The sequence below is a fragment of the Micromonospora sp. LOL_023 genome, assembly GCF_048060115.1.
Classification (GTDB): Bacteria; Actinomycetota; Actinomycetes; order Mycobacteriales; family Micromonosporaceae; genus Micromonospora_E.
The window spans coordinates 73,562-91,646 of record NZ_JBHMIM010000024.1; the positions used below are offsets into that span (position 1 = coordinate 73,562).

Below are 18,085 nucleotides of genomic sequence, written 5' to 3' on the forward strand. Positions count from 1 at the left end.
TGGTCACTCATCGCCCGGCCTGCCGTCGGTGGCGCCGACGCTGGCGGTCAACTCACCGCGCAGCCGGCGCAGCGCCGACTGGGCCTGGGCCCGGGTCCGCTCGTCGACGGCGTGCCGGGCGTACCGGGCCTGGCGGTAGACGGCGGCGAACGCGGAGAGCACCTCGGCACTGATCGCGTGTCCGGCGAGCAGCCGGGTGACCAGGTCGGTGGAGGTGTCGCCGATCTGCCGGGGAGTGCCGGCCGCGGCGGCGGCCTGTTCCAGCCGTACCCAGCAGGCGATCACCGCACGGCGGGGGTCGGCGTCGGCGTCGGAGAGTTCGACCAGGCTGGCGTCGACCGCCGCTACCACCTCCGCCGCGCTGGCCGGACCGGGCGGCGGCGCCCGGCGGCGGATCCGACCCGGTGCCGCCCGGGAACGCCGCCGGGTCAGGTCACGCAGCAGCGTCCACAGCAGCAGGCCGACGACCACCAGGACGGCGACCCCGCAGAGGGCGCCGGCGGCGAGAGGGATCCACGACGGGACCGGCTGCTGCTCGGCGGCGGCGAAGTCCTCCGGCGGCTCGTCGGTGGGGAGGGTCTGCGGCTGTTGGTAATCCGGCAGGGCCGGGAGCTCCCGCTCGGTGGTGGTGTCGGTCCGACTGACCGGCAAGGTCGAATTCGCCGCCGCGACCGCGGTCAGCGCGAGCAGGACGGCGACAGCGGCGAGTGGCCACAGCCGACGGAGAGCCGCGAAATCCATTGTCGACGTGCGCCCCCTCGAATCCCTCATGGCCGCCCCAGCCCGGTCAGACGGGCCCCGCGAGGCGCTTCACCTCGGCGAAGACCTCGTCGAGCATGGCGGGGGTGAGCCGTCCGGTGAACGTGTTCTGCTGGCTGACGTGATAGCAGCCCAGCACGTTGGGCACCTGCCCGCCACCCGACCAGTGTGCCGCATGGCCGAACGCGGGTCGGGGTGTGGGCGGGCGTCGGCCGTAAATTCGGGTAAGCACCGGCCACCAGGCGGCCCAGGCGAACGCGCCGAGCGCGACCACCACCCGCAGGGTGGGCTTCAGCAGATCGAACTCGCGGTGCAGCCAGGGCGCGCAGGTGTCCCGTTCAGCCGGGGTGGGTTTGTTCGCCGGTGGGGCGCAGCGCACCGCGGCGACGATCCGGGTGTCCCGCAGGCGCAGGCCGTCGTCGGCGGCGACGCTGGTCGGCTGGTTGGCCAGCCCGGCCCGATGCAGGGCGGCGAACAGCACGTCGCCGGAACGGTCGCCGGTGAACACCCTGCCGGTCCGGTTTCCGCCGTGGGCCGCCGGGGCCAGGCCGAGGATGGCGATCCGGGCGTCCGGCGCGCCGAAGCCGGGCACCGGCCGACCCCAGTACGTCTGATCGCGAAATGCCGCCCGCTTGGTCGCCGCGACCTCTTCCCGCCAGGAGACCAGGTTGGGGCAGGCCCGGCAGCGCGCCACCGCCCGATCCAGGGCAGCCAGGTCCGGCACGGCCGCCGCCGTCGCGGTCACCTCGTCGGCGGTACGGGTCACCGGCGGCTCCTTCCGGCGTCGGGCAGACCGGACGGCCGGCCGGTCAGCCGAGCCGGGTCCGGAACAGCTCCAGGGTCCGCGCCCAGGCCCGCGTCGACGCGTCGTCGTCGTAGGACTCCGGACGATCGTCGTTGAAGAACGCGTGCCGGGTGCCAGGGTAGTCGTAGACGGCGCAGTTGCCACCGGCCGCCTCGACGGAGCCCTTGGCCTGCTGGATGCCGTCGGCCGCGGAGGTGCCGTCCTCCTGCGAGCAGTGGATGATCGCCGACTTGCCGGCGTAGCCGGACCAGTCCGGACGCATCCGCTCCCACGGCAACGCCGGATAGAACCCGGCGGTGGCGACGATCCGGTCGGTGAGCGTGGCCGACCAGAGCGCCAGCGAGCCACCGGCGCAGAATCCGACCGTACCGATGGTGTCACCGGCCGTCTCGCCGCGGCCGGCCAGGTACTCCGCGGCGCCCGCGATGTCTTTCGCGGCCTGATCCATCGCCAGCCCCATCAACAGCCGCCGGGCCTGGTCCGGCTCGGTCGTCTGCGCCCCGTGGTAGAGGTCCGGGGCGAGCGCGACGAAGCCCGCCTCAGCGAACCGGTCGGCGACCGCGGTGATGTGCGGCACCAGCCCCCACCACTCCTGGATCACGATGACCGCAGGTACCGGGCCGCTCTCCCCGCTGGGTGTCGGCGGCAGGGCCAGATATCCCTCGCTGGTCCCACCGTTGCTGCGGTAACTCACCATCTCACCCATGGGGGTCCTCCTGTCGGTCAGTCATCGTTGGCTGGCGCGCAGTGGCTCACGTGTCCGGGTAGCCTGACACGCGCCGCGAGGCCGGGGAAGGCGTGCGCAGGGTGGCGTTCGCCTCTTGCTGACCTGCCGTTCGGATCGGTGTCACCGCAGACTGAGGCAGATCCCGTCCAGGATGTCGTGCTCGCTGGCCACCACCGACGGCACACCGGCCCGCTCCATGATGATCCGCAGTACCAGGGCTCCGGCGGCGATCACATCCGCCCGGCCGGGGTGCATCACCGGGATACGCAGCCGCCGCGCGACCGGCATGGCGAGCAGGTCGGCGGTCACCTCGGCGACCTGCTGGTAGCTGATCCGGGCGTGGTGCAGCCGCTCCGGCCGGTACTCGTCCAGCCCCAGTGCGATCCCGGCCACCGTGGTCACCGACCCGGCCAGGCCGACCAGGGTCGCTGGGCCGGGCAGGTCCGTCACCGTCAACACCGCCACCGCCCGGTCGACCGCCTCGGCGATGTCGTGCTCGGCGGCGACGATCTGCGCGGCGGTCGGCGGGTCGGCCCGCAGGTGCCGCTCCGTCATCCGTACGCAGCCGCTGTCGACCGACACCGCCCGCGCCACGGTGTCCACCCCGACAACGAACTCGGTGGAGCCGCCGCCGATGTCGACCACCAGGTACGGCGCCGGGGCGACATCAGCCAGCCCGCCGACCGCTCCGGTGAAGGTGAGCCGTGCCTCCTCGTCGCCGGTGACCACCTCCGGCGTCACACCCAGGGTGGCTTCGACCATCGCGACGAACTCGTCGGCGTTGGCGGCGTCCCGGCTGGCCGAGGTGGCGCACATACGTACCCGTTCGGCACCGTGCGCGGCGATCTCGGCGGCGTACCCGGCCAGCGCCCGGCGGGTGCGCTCGATGGCAGCCGGGGCGAGCCGGCGGGTCTCGTCGACGCCTTCACCGAGCCGGACGATCTCCATCCGGCGCACCACGTCGGTCAGCGGCGCGAGGTCGCCCTGCTCGCCGAGGTCGGCCACCAACAGCCGGATCGAGTTCGTGCCGCAATCGATCCCCGCCACCCGCATCGCGCCACCCATTCCCTCTCCCCGACGATCTTGCACTCGTCGAGAGCTTTTGTCCAGATTGTCCGTCGATAAGCGCAAGATCGTCGGGATCTTGACGGGTCGGGGTGCTCAGGGCAGGTGCAGGAGCATCCGGGTGTTACCGAGCGTGTTCGGCTTCACCCGCTCCAGCCCGAGGAACTCCGCGACACCCTCGTCGTAGGAGCGCAGCAACTGTTCGTACACCTGAGCCGGCACCGGCGCTCCATCAATCTCGACGAAGCCGAACGTCGCGAAGAACCCGGTCTCGAAGGTGAGCACGAAGACCCGACCCACCCCCAGCTCCCGGGCCACGGCCAGCAGCTCCGCCACGATCCGGTACCCGATCTTGCGGCCCCGGCACGCCGGGTCGACCGCGACGGTACGGATCTCCGCCAGGTCCTCCCACATCACGTGCAGCGCACCGCAACCGACGATGGTGCCGTCGGCCGGCAGCTCGGCGACCCAGAACTCCTGCACGTCCTCGAAGAGCGTCACCGTCGCCTTGCTGAGCAGCCGACGATCCGGGCTGTACAGGTCGATCAGCCGGCGGATACCCCGCACGTCACGGGTACGTGCCCGCCGGACGACCACCTCCGTGCCGAGGTCAGGCTCCGCCACGACCGGCCTCCAGACCGGTGGCCGCAGCCCTGTCGCCGGCCGCAGCCGCAGCCGGCCGCGGCGTCCGGCCCTGGTCCAGCTCCGCAGGCGGTACGCAGGGACCAGCAGCCCACCACGGCTCGATCAACTCGCGGACCCGGTCACCGATCGGGTTGACCCCCGGACCGACCGCCAACGCGTGGCCCAGGTGCACATGCAGGCACTTGACCCGCCCCGGCATGCCGCCGGCCGACACCCCGGCGATCTCCGGCACGTGACCGATCGCCTCCCGCCGGGCCAGGTAGTCCTCGTGTGCCGCCTGGTAGTCGGCGGCGAATTCGGGATCCCCGGCGAGCTGCTCGGCGTACTCACGCATCAGGCCGGCGGACTCCAGCCGACTGCAGGCGGCCGTGGCCCGGGGACAGGTCAGGTAGAACAAGGTCGGGAACGGGGTGCCGTCGGCCAGCCGGGGCACCGTTTCGACGACGTCGGGCAGCTGACACGGGCAGCGGTGGGCGACCGCCCGGGTGCCGCGTGGCGTCCGGCCGAGCTGCGCGGCGACCGCCGCCAGGTCCTGTTCGTCCGCCGGTCCGCCGGTCATCGGGCACCGCCTTCGGCGTCGGCGGCCTGGACGCTGGACCAGAGCGTGTCGTACCACGGATCCGCCGGGGCGGCCGGGTCCGTTAGTGGGTCGACCGGGGTGCCGGCGTCGCGAGCGGCTCCGTCCGGGTCGTTCAGCACCAGCAGCGGCACCTCACCCGGGTACACCATGAAGAACCGGCGCTTGGCCTCGATCCGGATGTGGTCCGGGTCCTGCCAGCGCTCCGCCTGCGCGTCCAGGTCGGCGATCCGATCCCGCTGTTCCTGTTGGGCCTGCTCTATCCGGGCGATGTCGGCCTGTTGGCTCAGGTAGACCCGCACCGGATAGGTGTACGCCAACGCAAGCGCGACCAGGACCACCAGCAGTACGGTGGCCCGCCCGGTGAAACGGTTGGGTTGGGGTGCCGCGGTCCGTTTGACCGGCCCCCCCGGTGCCCGACGGCCGGCCGCTGGCCGGCTGGCCGGGCGACCCGGATCACCAGCCCGCGTACCGTTGGCGGAGCGGGCCGACCCGCTGCGCTGATCGGCGCGGGAGCCGCCGTCGCGGCCTGCGCTCCGGCCGGATTCGCGGGCAGCCGGCCGCCCGGCGTCCCGGCCTGCGATCCGCAGCGGGCCACGGGCTCCGGACCGGCCGGGCTGCCCCGGCCGGCGGGCCGGGCCCTGCCCACTCGGTGTGCGCCGTTGCGTCACCGTCGTCACACCCCTCCCCGGGCGATCGGTGGTACTCCCGCGGCGGTGGTGGCATCGCCGCCGGCTGGTCGAACCGCCGGCGATGCCACCACCACTCGCGAACCTGAACCAGCCGAAACGGCGCGGCATCGCGCCGCGAATCGGCGGGATGGCGACGCCGCACGGCGTCGGGACGTCACGCCGAACGGTACCTGGGGAACGCGCCGGCCCCGGCGTAGCGCGCCGCGTCGGCCAGCTCCTCCTCGATCCGCAGCAGCTGGTTGTACTTGGCGACGCGCTCGGAACGGGCCGGGGCACCGGTCTTGATCTGGCCGCAGCCGGTCGCCACCGCCAGGTCGGCAATCGTGGTGTCCTCGGTCTCGCCCGAACGGTGGCTCATCATGCACCGGAATCCGCTGCGGTGGGCCAACTCGACCGCGTCGAACGTCTCGGTCAGCGAACCGATCTGGTTCACCTTGACCAGTACGGCGTTGGCGGCCTGCTCGGCGATACCCCGGGCGATCCGCTGCGGATTGGTGACGAACAGGTCGTCGCCGACGATCTGGATCCGGTCGCCGAGCGCGGCGGTCATCGCCGACCAGCCGGCCCAGTCGTCCTCCGCGAGCGGGTCCTCGATAGACACGATCGGGTACTCGCCGACCAGCTTGGTGTAGTAGGCGATCATCTCGTCGGAGGTCTTGTTCGCGCCCTCGAAGACGTACGCGCCGTCGGAGTAGAACTCGGTGGCGGCCACGTCCAGCGCCAGCACGATGTCGGTGCCGAGCTGGTAGCCGGCGGCGGCCACCGCCTCCGCGATCAGATCCAGCGCGGCGGCGTTGGTCGGCAGGCTCGGCGCGAAGCCGCCCTCGTCGCCGAGACCGGTCCCCAGGCCCTTCTTCTTCAGCACCGACTTGAGCTTGTGGTAGACCTCGGCACCGGTGCGCAGCGCCTCCCGGAACGTCGGCGCGCCGATCGGCGCGATCATGAATTCCTGCACGTCGACGTTGGAGTCGGCGTGCGCGCCACCGTTGAGGATGTTCATCATCGGCACCGGCAACAGGTGCGCGTTCGGACCACCGAGGTAGCGGAACAGGCTCAACTCGGCGCTGTTGGCGGCGGCCTTCGCCACCGCGAGGGAAACCCCGAGAATGGCGTTGGCACCCAGCCCGGACTTGTCCGCGGTGCCGTCCAGATCGAGCATCTTCTGGTCGATCAGCCGCTGCTCACTGGCCTCGTATCCGACCAACTGGTCGACGATTCGCTCTTCGATGTTGGAAACCGCACGCTCGACGCCCTTGCCTGCGTACCGGTCGGCGTCGCCGTCACGCAGCTCGACCGCCTCGAACGCTCCGGTGGACGCGCCGGACGGCACCGCCGCGCGGGCGATCGTGCCGTCGTCGAGCCCGATCTCGACCTCGACGGTCGGATTTCCGCGCGAATCGAGAATCTCCCTGGCGACGATTCCCTCGATGGTAGCCACTGTGTCGCTCCTCGTGATCAAATTCCCGCAGGCCGCGACGGTGCGGCCGAACCGTTCCATGAGGCAGCGTATCGGGCCGGCATCTGGTCACGGGCGCTGCCTTCCGGAACCCAGGATGTACAAGGCGGGAACCACCCGCATCGCGCATCCACCCCATATTCGGACATTGATGGCAACGAGTTTGCGGCGGGTGGACACGATCGGTCACCCTGTCCCCATGCGCGCACCGGGGAAGCTCGCCCACCGGACGACGGCGGTGGCCGCCGCCGCAACCCTGCTACTGACCACCGGTTGCCAGAGCATCGCCGACGCCGGCCAGACGATCCAGCCCGCCGACCTGGTCAACGAACTAGCGTCCCGGCTAGACCAGGCCAGCGCGCTCACCTACTCCGCCGACTACCAACTCGTCGGCGGCGCCAGTGCCAGGATCGTGCAGGCACAGAACCCGCAGCGCACCGCCTACGACTACCCTGGCGGCAAGTTGATCGTCAGCACCGACGCCACCACGGAGTGCGACACCGCGACCGCCCGTCCGGTCTGCACGCTCAGCACCGGACCGTCACCGTCGACCCAGCCGGAGCCGGAGCTGTTCACCGACGCCAACGACGGCGGCCTGATCGCCCCGGCGGTCGTGATCGCGCTGCTGACCGCGACCGCCCTGGATCCCGCGGCGGTGGTCGCCCAGAACGACACCACCATCGCTGGCCGGCACGCCACCTGCGTACGAGTCAGTCAGGTGCAGACAGCGGCGGCCTCCCGCTTCGACGCCTGTGTGACCACGGAGGGCGCGTTGGGCAGCTTCGCCGGGGTGGTCGATGGACAAGCCGTCGAGATCGCGATAAGCCGGTACAGTGACACCGCCGACGAGACCGCATTCGAGCTACCCGCAGGTGCCCGATCCGTCGATCGGCGGCCTGGGTCGGCCTAGCCGCAGGTTCCTGCCCGACGCCGGGACGGGTGGCGCTGTCGCCAGCCCCGGCGATCCGTGCCTGGTGATTGCCGGTCGCCGACTTCTCGTTGGCACGACTGGGCCGCTGCCCACCGTGGCCGACCTGCCAGCCGGGGCAGAGCTGGTGCCGCTGGGTAGCCTCGACGGCACCAGGGTGTGGGCCACCGGCCTGCCGACCGTCGACGACCAACTCGGCGACTGGCACAGCTGGCCGGCGATGGCCGACAAGGTCGGTGAGCCACTGGCCGCACTGGCCGGACGGGCCCTGCAGGTGATCACCTGGCGGCGTACCCACCGGTTCTGCGGCGGTTGCGCCACCGAACTGGCCGACGTGCCCGACGAGCATGCCCGCCGCTGTCCCGGCTGCAACCTGTACGTACCGATGCAGCTCTCCCCCGCCGTCCTGGCTGCGATCACCCGCACCACCCACGTCGGCGCGGCCGAGCTGCTGCTGGTCCGGCACGCCTACGGCGCCACCGCGGTCTGGGCGCTGGTGGCCGGCTTCGTCGAGGCCGGCGAAACCCTGGAGGAGGCGGTGCACCGGGAGGTCGACGAGGAGGTCGGGCTGGCTGTGCACGACATCGCCTACTTCGGCAGCCAGCCATGGGCGATGTCCGGTCCCGGCGTGCTACTCGCCGGATTCACCGCTCGCGCGGCGCCCGACGCCGTGCCAGTCGCCGACGGCCGGGAGATCGCCGAAGCCCGTTGGTTCGCCCTCGACGATCTGCCGGCCGAGCTGCCGGCGGGATACTCGATCTCCCGCTGGCTGATCGAACACCAACGGAGCCCGCGGCCCTCGGCCGCCCAGTAACCGACCGGTCCGACCGACCGGTCCGACCGGCAGCTCGTCGACGACACGTCCGGCAAAGGTCCGACCGACGCCACTCCACCGGCCCTATGCCATGTCGCCGACATCACCGGGCTACCGCGGCGTGCCTGCCCCCGGACATCGGGCGTCCAGCCTGCCCGCTGCCGGACGGCATGCCGGTCCAGCCAGAACACCAGCATGGCGTGCGGCACAGTTAGCCCGGCCAGTACCGCGAAGCCGGTGGACAACACCACGTCCGGCGTGGCCGAGACAGCAAACGGCACCAGCACAGCCAGCACGACTCCGGTAGGAATCACCGCCTGGGCAGCGAACCGCAGCAGTGCCGGAGCGAGCCTCCCGGCGGCCAGCGCGGCGGCGTTGCCGGGGTCGGCCAGCAGCAGCCGGGCCACATGCCGCACCGAGTGACTCGCCGCGAAGTACGTGCCGAACGCCCAGGCGGGCGGAACGAGCACGAACACGGCGATCAGCAGCCCGAGGTAGCCGGTGTCACCGCGCCGGCCAGCTCGCAGGTCGTCGAGCACAGTGGCGACCACCGCCGCGCAGACGAGCGCGACGGCTGCCCCGCGGACCTCGGTGGTCAGCAGGTGCGCCGCGTCGGGGCCGATGGTCTCCAGCAGCGGATCGACCTGGTCCCGCCAGAGCGTCAACGGCAGCAGCACCGGCGGCGCGCCATACGCGAGCACGGCGTACGGCCGGGTCCGGGTCCGGGTCCGGGTCCGGGTCCACCGTGCGTCCCGTTGCCGGTGGAACGCCTCGTCACCGGCACCGAAGTGGATGACCGTAAGGATCAGGAAGGCGACGAGCGCCGGACCGGGGGCACGATGGCAGATCCACCAGGCGAGGACGGCCAACCCGGCGTACCCCACGAGCAGGCAAGCCCGGGGCCGCCAGCCGCCGGCGGCGGATCTCAACCAGGCCGGGACCAGATGGTCGACAGCCCCGTGGGGCAGGCCGAGCAGCAGCCCCACCAGCAACGGCAGCGGCGAATCGACGACCGGCGCCGCGTGGATCGGCACGGACAGGTACAACAGCAGCACCGCGCCCAACGCCAGCACGGCGACCCGTCCGGCCCGACTCAGCAGTTGCCGGCTGGCACTCAATGCGCGACGTGCAGGGCGTCTCGGTCGGCAAGCGACCGCAGCCGCCTCAGGTCGAACGCACTCCAGACGACCTTCATCAGCACCGACAGGACGACGAACACCGCAGTGGTCGTCGGCTCGTCGAGCATGCCGAGGCCGGATGGTCCCAGCAGCCAGACCAGGGTGAAGCCGATCCACAGGGCGCCGAGCAGTAGGGCCAACTGGTTGAAGTGGGCCGTCATCGGGTCCGGCTGCTGAGCCGCAGCCCTGCGCAGCGGCCCCCAGATCACCACGAAGTTGGCCGCCAGCGCGGCAACGCCGACTCCGTACGCAAGGTATCGCGTGGGCGGATTGGGTGCCAGGTCACCGACCAGTCCGCAGAAGATCATGGGGACGCTGGTCACTGCCACGAGCGCCACCAGGTCGGTCCTCTTGCCGGTCAGGGCGTGCGTCCCCACCAGAACCAGCGCATAGCCGAGCAACGGCGCGGTGACCATCCAGTCGGCATAGTATCCCCAGTGCACGTCATGGTCGCCGACCATGGTGTGTGCGCCGCCGAGCGCCATCACCGCGTGCCAGACGGCGGACCAGATCAGGATGCCGATCGCAAGCAGGTACACGGTGACGGGGACGCCCTTGGGCTCGCGCATCCAGTGGGCGAAGTACAGCACCGCGCCGGACGCGACCACCACGAACAACCACAACCACCACTGCGACACCGCGAGCCCTTTGCAGTCAGACAACCACTAAGGGTACTGTCGCACTATTTCGCGGATTGTTCTGCTTCATCAGCTATTCCAGCCCGCCGAAGCCGGCTGGATCGCGCTCGACGACACCTGCCGACCGAGCTGCCAGCGGCGTACTCGACATCCCGCTGGCTGATCGAACACCAACGGAACCCGCCGCCGTCGGCCGCCCGTAGCGGGACGCTCAGAACCGGAGGAGCGCCGGCAGATGCCGGGGCGGCGGCGAACCGTGCGACAGCATCGCGTCGTGCCACTGCCGCGCCGGCACGTCCGCCGGACGCGCCGCCGCCACCGCCGCCACCTCGCTGTACCCCACGAAGTAGGTGGACAGCTGGGTGGCGGTGAGCAGCGCCCGACGCCACTTGCCGGCCGCCTCGCCCTCCTCCTGGAAGCCGCGACCGGTCATCAACGACATCGCCTCGGCCTGCGGCAGTTGCTCGCAGTGCGTCAACTGATCCAGGATCGCGTTGATGGTCATCCGCAGCTGCATCTTCAGCTGCTGCAGCCGCACCGGCAGGCCACCGAAGCCAGCGTCGACCATCAGCTCCTCGGCGTACACCGCCCAGCCCTCGACGAACGGCCCGGAGCGGCCGATCGCCCGCACCCGGGTGGTACCGAGGAACCTGCGGGCGTGCGCCAACTGCAGAAAATGCCCCGGCATCGCCTCGTGCACGGTCAGGTTGCGCACCATGTGATCGTTGTACTCGCGGTAGAACGACTCGACCCGCTCCGCCGGCCAGCCCGCCGGGGTCGGCGCGATGCAGTAGAACGTCGGCACGTCGGCGCGCTCCAGCACCCCGGGCGGGTCACAGTAGGCGACCGCCACTCCCCGGGCGAACTCCGGCATCTCCTGGACCACGCACCGATCATCCACCAGCGACACCAGGTCACGGGAGGTGACGAACTCCGTTGTCTCCCTTACCGCCCGCTGCGCCAGTGACACGATCGACGCGTCGTCCGGGTGCTCGGCGGCGAGCTGGTCCAGTGCCTTGCGTACCGTGTCGTCGTCGGCCGGGCCGCCGGTCAACTCGGCGGCCACCGCGCGGATCTCACCGGTGACCCGCTCCAGATTCGCCCAGGCCCGATCCAGTACGTCGGCGGCGGTCAGCTCGGTGTCCAGGGTGTGCCAGAGTTGGGCTTCCCACAGCCGCCGGCCCAATCGCGGATCCCGCCGGTCGGTGCCCCGGTCCAGACCCTCGCGCAGCCAGCCGGCGAACTCGTCGAGCGCGTGCGCCGCCTCAGCGGCCAACGGCTCGACCATGCCGCGCAGCCCTGGCTCCTCGGCCAGCAGCACCGGCACCTGGTCGCGGACCAGGGTGGCGGTGCCGGCGAACTGCCCGGCAGCGGTCTCGGCGTGGATCGCCGGCACCCCGCGCAGCGTGTCGCGGGCGGTGGCCAGCACGTCCGGCACCGCGCCGAGCCGCCCGGCCAGGCCGGTCAACCGCTCGGCGGCCGGCGCGAATGGGCGCGCGATCAGGCTGTGCAGCAGCGAACCAGGGTTGTAGACCAGCGGATTCCACTCCCTGGCCCGCACCTCGGTCAGCTCGAACAGCCGCCGGTCGACGATCGTCGAAAGGATCGCGTGGTCCACCCGTTCCTGAGCGGACAGGGTGTCCGCGTCGACTTCGGCGAGCGCGTTGGTGGCGTCCAGCAGCATCGTCGCGGTGGCGGCGACCGCGTCGGTGGAGAGATCCGGCAACCGGTCGTCGTAGCGGTGGTCGCCGGCCGACGACGCCAACGACGGGTCGCTGGCCAACAGCGCGTCGACGACACGTTCAGCCAAGGGTACGAACGGCACCATGCCACCGACCCTAAGGCATCCCACCGACGCTGGCCGTGGATCAGGCTACGGGCGCGGGCTACCGCCGGCTCGTCGTGAGCGACAGGGTCCGGGTCGCGGTGATCCCGTTCGCGCTGAAGGTGTAGGTCTTCGCCTGGATCGTCGGTCGGCCAGGACGGACCGGAGCAGGCCGACCCGCTCCACCGTCTCGTCGGGCAAGCGTTGCGTGCCGGGCCGGACGGCGGACCGGACCCGGACCGATCGTGCTCCGCCGACACCCGGCGCATGCTAGACCAGCAACTCGACGCCGGACTTCATCAGGCCGAGCGCCGTCGCCAGCCGGGCGACCCCGGCGACCTGCGGCCCGCACCGGGCGACCTCACCCACGACGGTACGGGCGGAAGGCCGGTAGCGGATCTCAGCCGGTGCGACGCGGTCCGCCTCGACCAGCCACCGCCCCGCCCCAGGGAAGTCACCGATCTCCAGGTGTGCCCGCGCGGCGTCCACCAGGTACGCCGCCCGATGCTCGGCCGGCAATCCCTGCCAAGGGTGACGTCGGCTGGCCGTCTCGTTCCGGCGTACCGCCTGCCGGGCATCACCCAACTCCACCGCTGCCACCACATGCGCCAACTCGACCGCCGCCGGACCAAAACTCGCAGTACGGAAGTCCTGCCCGACACCGATCCGTGCCCCGACGCCGGCCGCCTGCCCGAGTAGTTCACCGACACTGTGCGTCTCGCCGCAGGCGGCGGCTGCCAACCCTGCCTGCAGCAGCAGCGTCCCGTACACCGACCGGTGCTCGGGTGAGTTGCCTGGACCGGTCGACGCGGCGATCCGGTCGGCGGCGGCGATCGTGGCCGCCATCGCCAACCGGCCCTGGTTCAACCCGCGCAGCGCCTGCCCGAGTGGCACCACCGCCGACGCCGCCAGCAACCGATCGCTGCCCGCCGTCGCGAGTGCCCGGTCGGCCGCCAACCAGGCGAGCTCGGCTTCCCCGACCTTGACCAGCACCTGGGCCGTGACCCGGTACGCCTGGACCAGCGGCCCTGCTCCTGCCGACGGTCGCGCCGAATGCAGTTGCCGTGCGACGTTCAGCAGGTCCGGCACCATCCGCAGCAACCGGGGATAATCCCCGTGCCGGTACGTCGACCAGGCATGCTCAACCCACCGCCCTACCTCCCCAGTGTCGGATTTCGGGTCCGGTGAGTCCGCGGCGAACACCTCGTAGCTGGCGAGTGCCGCCCGGACGGCCGACACGCCGGCAGCCACCTTGTCGGTCTCCGATGGGCGGTCGGTGCCGAGCAGTTCGGCCGGGTCGACCCGCAGCACCTCGGCTACCTGTTGGATCAGCGAGAACCGATCCAACCGCCGGACCCCGCGCTCGACCTTCTCCACCCAGCTCTTCGACCGGCCGATCCGGTCGGCGAACACCTGTTGGGTCATCCGCCGCTGGACCCGCCACAACGCCACCCGACGCCCCACCCCCACCGACACGCTCACCGGTGCTCGACCTCGATCCAGGTCCAGGACACGAACCGCTCGTACAACTCGGCCGGATCAGTGATCCCGGCTTCCTCAGCCGTCAGCGGCAGCAACTCAGCGACGTCCACCGACAGCGCGATCGGCTCCCCGACGTACGCCTCCGCCAACTGCGTCCGACCCGGCGGACACGGCCACGGCGTCCCGTCCGGACACACCGCACACCACCATGACGGCCGCACCGGCTCATGCACCGGCCCACCACCGCTGACCTTGGTCCTGATCCCGGTCACGACAGGAAGTGCCTTCCGGCGTTTCCGCCCCGACGCTCCGCACGATCCCCACGCGTCGCCGGCCGCCGATCCGGCGGCGACGCGGTCAACTCGGCGTATCGCCGCCTGCCCGGCACCGGATACACCACGTCCACCGGCACATCCGCACGCTGAAACCACTTCCCGAGCACCACGGCCCCCTCGACGGCAGTTGGAAGGGCGGCGACCCGAAGTGGCTCTCCACATCAACCCCGAGCCGCCGCCCAGCAGGCCGGCCTGACGTGGAAACAGTCACCCATCCAGCAGGCCGTATCGGGAACGCTACGAGCGGTCACGAGTTCGAGGGGGACAACTTGTACCCGAGGTACAGCTACCAGTCGATACCCATCGCCAACGCCAACTCCCGGGCGTCTTCGCCCACCACCCCGGTGCGGCCAGCAAGCTCCATAGCCATACCTCGGGCATACGGCTGATGCCGGACAGTCTCCACCGACTCGCGCAACGCCCGGCCGAGCAGGTGTACCACCGCCACCTCGTCCCGTCGCATGAGGTGAGCCCGGGCGGCGTCAATCAGGCCACCGGCCCGGCGGGTCCGGGACGGGAGCGCCGAGTAGTTGACCGCCGCCGCCCGCCGCACCGCATCACCCGGACGCACCAGGTCGATACCAAGGGTCACCCCGAACGCATCGACCACCACCGACCCGAACATCAACCACGGGTGCACGTATCCGGGACCGAGTCGCCGCGCGGCGGCATCCGCCGAGTCCCAGTACCGCCAGGCCTGCCCCGCACGACCGGCGCGGGCATGTCCCAAGGCAAGGCCTAGTTGCAGCTGCCCCAACCGGGCAAGCTGCTCAGCGCTACCGCCCTCGCCGTCGCCCTGTAGGTCGAGCGCGTCGACCAGCACCTGCTCCGCCGCGTCAGGCTCGCCATCAGAGCGGTACACATGGGCGTAATACCAGGCCGCAGCAGCGATCGCCCCAGGATCGTCAGCGTCCTGCGCCGCAAGCATCGCCCGGTCAGCCGCGAGCCAGACCAGCTGCGGCTGCGGTTGGTGTGCCGCGTACAACTGCACCAGGTGATACACCCGAGCAAGCTCAGCAGCGGCCTGCCTACGATCGACCCCATCCAACCGGCGAGCCGCAAGGCGAGCATCGGTCAGCAGCCCCGGCAGCAACGCGGCGACCGCAGTCCGCTCGGCACTGGCGTGATGCCACGTCGCCCACGCGTGATCCACCCGGGAACGCAGCGCAGCGACCTTCACCGGATCGCCCGATGGCAGGGTCGTGCGCTGCACGGCAGCGGCAACGCTGTCCATAGCTGGATGGCCGGCGCGGGTGACCGACGCGACCGGAAGCGACTGCTCGCCGGTCAACGCCGACAGATCATCGATGCCCAATACCTCTGCCAACCGCAGCAGCATCGGCAGGCGAGGGGTGAGCAGCCGACCGGATTCAAGAGCTTTGACCCACTCGGCACTGCGCCCGACGAGACCGCCGAGCACCGCCCGGGTCTTGCCGCTACGTTCGCGGTACGTCCGCAGCCGCGATCCAAACGTATCCATGAGCATCTCCCAGGTAGAGGCTGGGCAGCGGGGCGGACGAGGCCGCTTCATCCCGGCGCGCCACCACGTCCGACGGTACCCGGTCCCGCGTTACGCGGCTGGCCTGTGCAGCGGCCCGGCACACCACCGCCGAGAACCGGCACTACATCAACCATCTTCTACCTGAACTTCTACCTGACGGAGCCAGGCCGCTGTACGAACCTAGGCGACGAGGCCCACCTTCAGCGCAAGGTCATGCGCCTCGTTGCGCATCGAACGCGGCCCGCTCTGCAGCAGGTCCAGAGTCATCTGCCGGGCGTAGCCGTTGAATCGGATCGTTTCCGGCGCGGACTCGTACGCCTGTCGCAGCGTCATCGCGGTAGCCTCGCTGTTGCCTTTGCCGTCGTGGCAACGGGCGACCTCGATCAGATGCCGGGCTCTGCGCGGGCGGGACGGGATGGTCGCCGGATCGATACGCCGCGCCTGCCGGACCGCCTCGCCGGACTTCTGCAGCTCCACCGCCACCGTCACCGCGTGAGCCGGCATGATGACCCGGGAGAACGATGTCTGCTGCTGGTAGAAGTCCTGCGGCAGCCGCTGCGCAACCCGGTCGGCACGATCCCAGTACCGCCAGGCGCGCCCCTCCTCGCCGGCGCGGGCCGCCGTGTAGGCAGCCTCGAACTGCAGAGCACCCCAGAGTGCGAGGAGGTTCGTATCGGCATCAGGCATCCGCGCCTCCAGTGCCGAAACGACGTCGAGCGTCGCCGCCATGGCGGTATCCCAGTCACCCGCGTCCCGATGCACCTGGCACAGGAACCATCCGGCACAGGCCAGTGCCGCCGGATCACCCGACTCCTGCGCCGCCACCATCGCCCGGTCGGCGACGCGCCAGAGCAGTTCGGCAGCCGGCTGGTACGCGATGAACATCTGCGCCAACCCGAGCACTTCGGCCAACAGCGCCTGCGCTCGGCGACGCTCGGCGCCTTCGTAGGCGAGTGCGGCGCGCTGCGCGTCCCGGACCAAATCCGGAAGCAGCGCTCCGAGCACCGTACGGTGGTCCGACGCCTGGTGACGGGCCCGCCAGGCCGCGATCAACCGCTCGCTGAGTTGTCCGAGTGGCACGGGTGGAAGTTCGCTGGAGAGTGGATAGCGGTTCACCGCGTCACGCACCGACGCCAACGCGGGATGCTCCGTGCCGTTGACCACGGCCGACCGGTCGCTCAACTCACCGACCAACACAACAACGTCGATCTTCAAAGCACGGGCAATCCGATCGAGCATGTGGACCCGGGGCGGCAGGATGCGGTCGGTCTCCACCGCCTTTACCCACTCGGCGCTGCGACCCACCAGACCACCGAGGACAGCACGGGTCTTGCCTGACCGCTCGCGATAGAGCTTCAACCGCTGTCCGAAGCTCAACTCTGGCATCGCGCCCACCCAGACCTCCTCGCAGCGAGGGATGTCACCGGCTCGTCGACACCACGCTACTGGACAGCGACACGCTCTCCGGCCAGTCCCGGCAGGAGCTAACCTCGATCCTCTACAGCCTGCGTACCAACGGGTTCCCCGGCACAGGAACGAGCAGATGAGCGAAGACCACGACATTGCCGGCGCGATGAAGTTCATCTTCGAGGCCGGCGTGCTCAAACGCGCGGCCCGCACCGGCTGGTGGTTCGCCGGCGTCACCCAGCCCGAATCCATCGCCGACCATTCGTTCCGCACGGCGATCATCGGCATGATGCTCGCCGCCATGGAAGGCGCCGACCCAGCCCGCGTCACCATGCTCTGCGTCCTGCACGACACCCAGGAAACCCGCACCACCGACCTACCGCACATCGCCAAGCGCTACCTCACCGCCGCACCCAACACCACCATCACCGCCGACCAGGTCGCCGACTGCCCACCAGCCGTCGCCGACGTCATCACCGCCGCCGTCGCCGAGTACGAAGCCGGCGAAACCCCCGAAGCGATCGTCGCCCGCGACGCCGACAAACTCGAACTCCTCGTCCAAGCCGTCGAATACCGCCACCAAGGCATCGACAACATCCAACGCTGGATCGACAGCTCCCGCGCCGTCCTCAAGACCGCCTCGGCCCACCGCCTCGCCGACGCCGCCCTCGCCGGCCAACCACTCGCCTGGCTCGAACCACCGAAGTAGGGCAGGTTCCGCCGAGCCGAGCGTTGGGACCGACCCGTCGAGGGTCAGGTGCGTCTTGCCTGACCGCGCGCGATCGAGTCTGCCTGCTACCCAAAGCTCACTCCGACATGGCGTCCACCAAGATCAACCCGGCGAAGGCTCGTTGCCAACACGTCGTGTAACGATCGGTTATGCGAGACAGCGGACGCTCGACTTCCGGATCTGCCGAGTTGAGTGCGTCGGAGCACTCGGCCGCCTTTGCTTCCTATTAGTGCTCTAGCCGCACGCTTATGACACCGAGTGTGGTTGCGATGGCAATGATTCCGGGAACATTGAACGCGGTTCCATAGGCTGATTCTGGAAGATGGATCTCTGTGGTTTCGTAGGTTCGCAGGTTGGCCGCGTCCCACACCCGCACCGTCGCATCGGCGCCGCCGGAGACGACGACCGGACGGTCGTCGACCTGCCCCACCGCCACCGCGTTCACGTCGTCGGTGTGGCCGGTGAAGGGCTGGCCGATCGGGGTGCCGGTGGCCGCGTCCCACACCCACACCGTCTCGTCG

16 protein-coding genes and 3 pseudogenes are annotated in these 18,085 nt (G+C 70.7%); 3 read left to right on the plus strand and 16 right to left on the minus strand.

What is annotated here, in order from left to right:
• Positions 1 to 3: 3 nt before the first annotated feature.
• From ACFHVL_RS15180 to eno, 8 genes and pseudogenes are all read right to left on the minus strand, one after another.
• Positions 4 to 741, minus strand: a complete 738-nt coding sequence (locus tag ACFHVL_RS15180; protein ID WP_416628478.1) for a DUF4129 domain-containing protein — start codon at positions 739 to 741, stop codon at positions 4 to 6.
• A 46-nt stretch (positions 742 to 787) separates the two neighbouring features.
• The gene (locus tag ACFHVL_RS15185) at positions 788 to 1,525 is read right to left on the minus strand and encodes a uracil-DNA glycosylase (RefSeq protein ID WP_416628480.1); all 738 of its coding nucleotides are present in this window, start codon (positions 1,523 to 1,525) and stop codon (positions 788 to 790) included.
• Between the two features lie 43 nt (positions 1,526 to 1,568).
• The gene (locus tag ACFHVL_RS15190) at positions 1,569 to 2,270 is read right to left on the minus strand and encodes a dienelactone hydrolase family protein (RefSeq protein WP_416628481.1); all 702 of its coding nucleotides are present in this window, start codon (positions 2,268 to 2,270) and stop codon (positions 1,569 to 1,571) included.
• 141 nt (positions 2,271 to 2,411) lie between these two features.
• A complete protein-coding gene (locus tag ACFHVL_RS15195; RefSeq protein ID WP_416628505.1) occupies positions 2,412 to 3,338 on the minus strand; it encodes an exopolyphosphatase in 927 nt (308 codons plus the stop codon).
• Positions 3,339 to 3,452: 114 nt separating this feature from the next.
• On the minus strand, positions 3,453 to 3,980 hold the full coding sequence (locus ACFHVL_RS15200; protein ID WP_416628483.1) for an amino-acid N-acetyltransferase: 528 nt from the start codon (positions 3,978 to 3,980) through the stop codon (positions 3,453 to 3,455).
• 91 nt (positions 3,981 to 4,071) lie between these two features.
• Positions 4,072 to 4,567, minus strand: a pseudogene (locus ACFHVL_RS15205) (DUF501 domain-containing protein); the annotation flags it as partial.
• Positions 4,557 to 5,249 (minus strand): septum formation initiator family protein, encoded by a 693-nt coding sequence (locus ACFHVL_RS15210; protein WP_416628484.1) that lies wholly within the window; start codon positions 5,247 to 5,249, stop codon positions 4,557 to 4,559. The gene ACFHVL_RS15210 and the pseudogene ACFHVL_RS15205, both read right to left, overlap by 11 nt.
• A 175-nt stretch (positions 5,250 to 5,424) precedes the next feature.
• Positions 5,425 to 6,708, minus strand: coding sequence for a phosphopyruvate hydratase (gene eno, locus ACFHVL_RS15215; RefSeq protein WP_416628485.1), 1,284 nt, complete (start codon positions 6,706 to 6,708; stop codon positions 5,425 to 5,427).
• A 217-nt stretch (positions 6,709 to 6,925) separates the two neighbouring features.
• Here eno and ACFHVL_RS15220 point away from each other — a divergent pair, with 217 nt between their 5' ends.
• Both ACFHVL_RS15220 and nudC read left to right on the plus strand, forming a co-directional pair.
• A complete protein-coding gene (locus tag ACFHVL_RS15220; protein ID WP_416628487.1) occupies positions 6,926 to 7,636 on the plus strand; it encodes a hypothetical protein in 711 nt (236 codons plus the stop codon).
• A 115-nt stretch (positions 7,637 to 7,751) separates the two neighbouring features.
• Entirely contained in the window at positions 7,752 to 8,468 is a 717-nt protein-coding gene (gene nudC, locus ACFHVL_RS15225; RefSeq protein WP_416628489.1) for an NAD(+) diphosphatase, read from the plus strand.
• Positions 8,469 to 8,656: 188 nt separating this feature from the next.
• Here the strand turns inward: nudC and ACFHVL_RS15230 are convergent.
• The 7 genes and pseudogenes from ACFHVL_RS15230 to ACFHVL_RS15260 form a co-directional block, all read right to left on the minus strand.
• A pseudogene (locus ACFHVL_RS15230) lies at positions 8,657 to 9,541 on the minus strand (Brp/Blh family beta-carotene 15,15'-dioxygenase); the annotation flags it as partial.
• 41 nt (positions 9,542 to 9,582) lie between these two features.
• On the minus strand, positions 9,583 to 10,308 hold the full coding sequence (locus ACFHVL_RS15235; RefSeq protein WP_416628490.1) for a bacteriorhodopsin: 726 nt from the start codon (positions 10,306 to 10,308) through the stop codon (positions 9,583 to 9,585).
• Positions 10,309 to 10,495: 187 nt separating this feature from the next.
• On the minus strand, positions 10,496 to 12,112 hold the full coding sequence (locus ACFHVL_RS15240; protein WP_416628491.1) for a DUF885 domain-containing protein: 1,617 nt from the start codon (positions 12,110 to 12,112) through the stop codon (positions 10,496 to 10,498).
• 267 nt (positions 12,113 to 12,379) lie between these two features.
• Positions 12,380 to 13,591 carry a helix-turn-helix domain-containing protein gene (locus ACFHVL_RS15245; protein WP_416628492.1) on the minus strand — a complete coding sequence of 404 codons (1,212 nt, stop codon included), beginning with the start codon at positions 13,589 to 13,591 and terminating at the stop codon, positions 12,380 to 12,382.
• On the minus strand, positions 13,588 to 13,863 hold the full coding sequence (locus tag ACFHVL_RS15250) for a hypothetical protein (RefSeq protein ID WP_416628493.1): 276 nt from the start codon (positions 13,861 to 13,863) through the stop codon (positions 13,588 to 13,590). Before ACFHVL_RS15250 ends, ACFHVL_RS15245 begins: the two co-directional genes overlap by 4 nt.
• A gap of 349 nt (positions 13,864 to 14,212) precedes the next feature.
• Positions 14,213 to 15,412 (minus strand): helix-turn-helix domain-containing protein, encoded by a 1,200-nt coding sequence (locus ACFHVL_RS15255; RefSeq protein ID WP_416628494.1) that lies wholly within the window; start codon positions 15,410 to 15,412, stop codon positions 14,213 to 14,215.
• Between the two features lie 195 nt (positions 15,413 to 15,607).
• Positions 15,608 to 16,822: a helix-turn-helix domain-containing protein gene (locus ACFHVL_RS15260; RefSeq protein WP_416628495.1), complete on the minus strand. Its 1,215-nt coding sequence runs from the start codon at positions 16,820 to 16,822 to the stop codon at positions 15,608 to 15,610.
• Between the two features lie 148 nt (positions 16,823 to 16,970).
• Here ACFHVL_RS15260 and ACFHVL_RS15265 point away from each other — a divergent pair, with 148 nt between their 5' ends.
• Positions 16,971 to 17,543 carry an HD domain-containing protein gene (locus ACFHVL_RS15265; protein ID WP_416628496.1) on the plus strand — a complete coding sequence of 191 codons (573 nt, stop codon included), beginning with the start codon at positions 16,971 to 16,973 and terminating at the stop codon, positions 17,541 to 17,543.
• Positions 17,544 to 17,790: 247 nt separating this feature from the next.
• Here ACFHVL_RS15265 and ACFHVL_RS15270 read toward each other — a convergent pair.
• A pseudogene (locus ACFHVL_RS15270) lies at positions 17,791 to 18,085 on the minus strand (hypothetical protein); the annotation flags it as partial.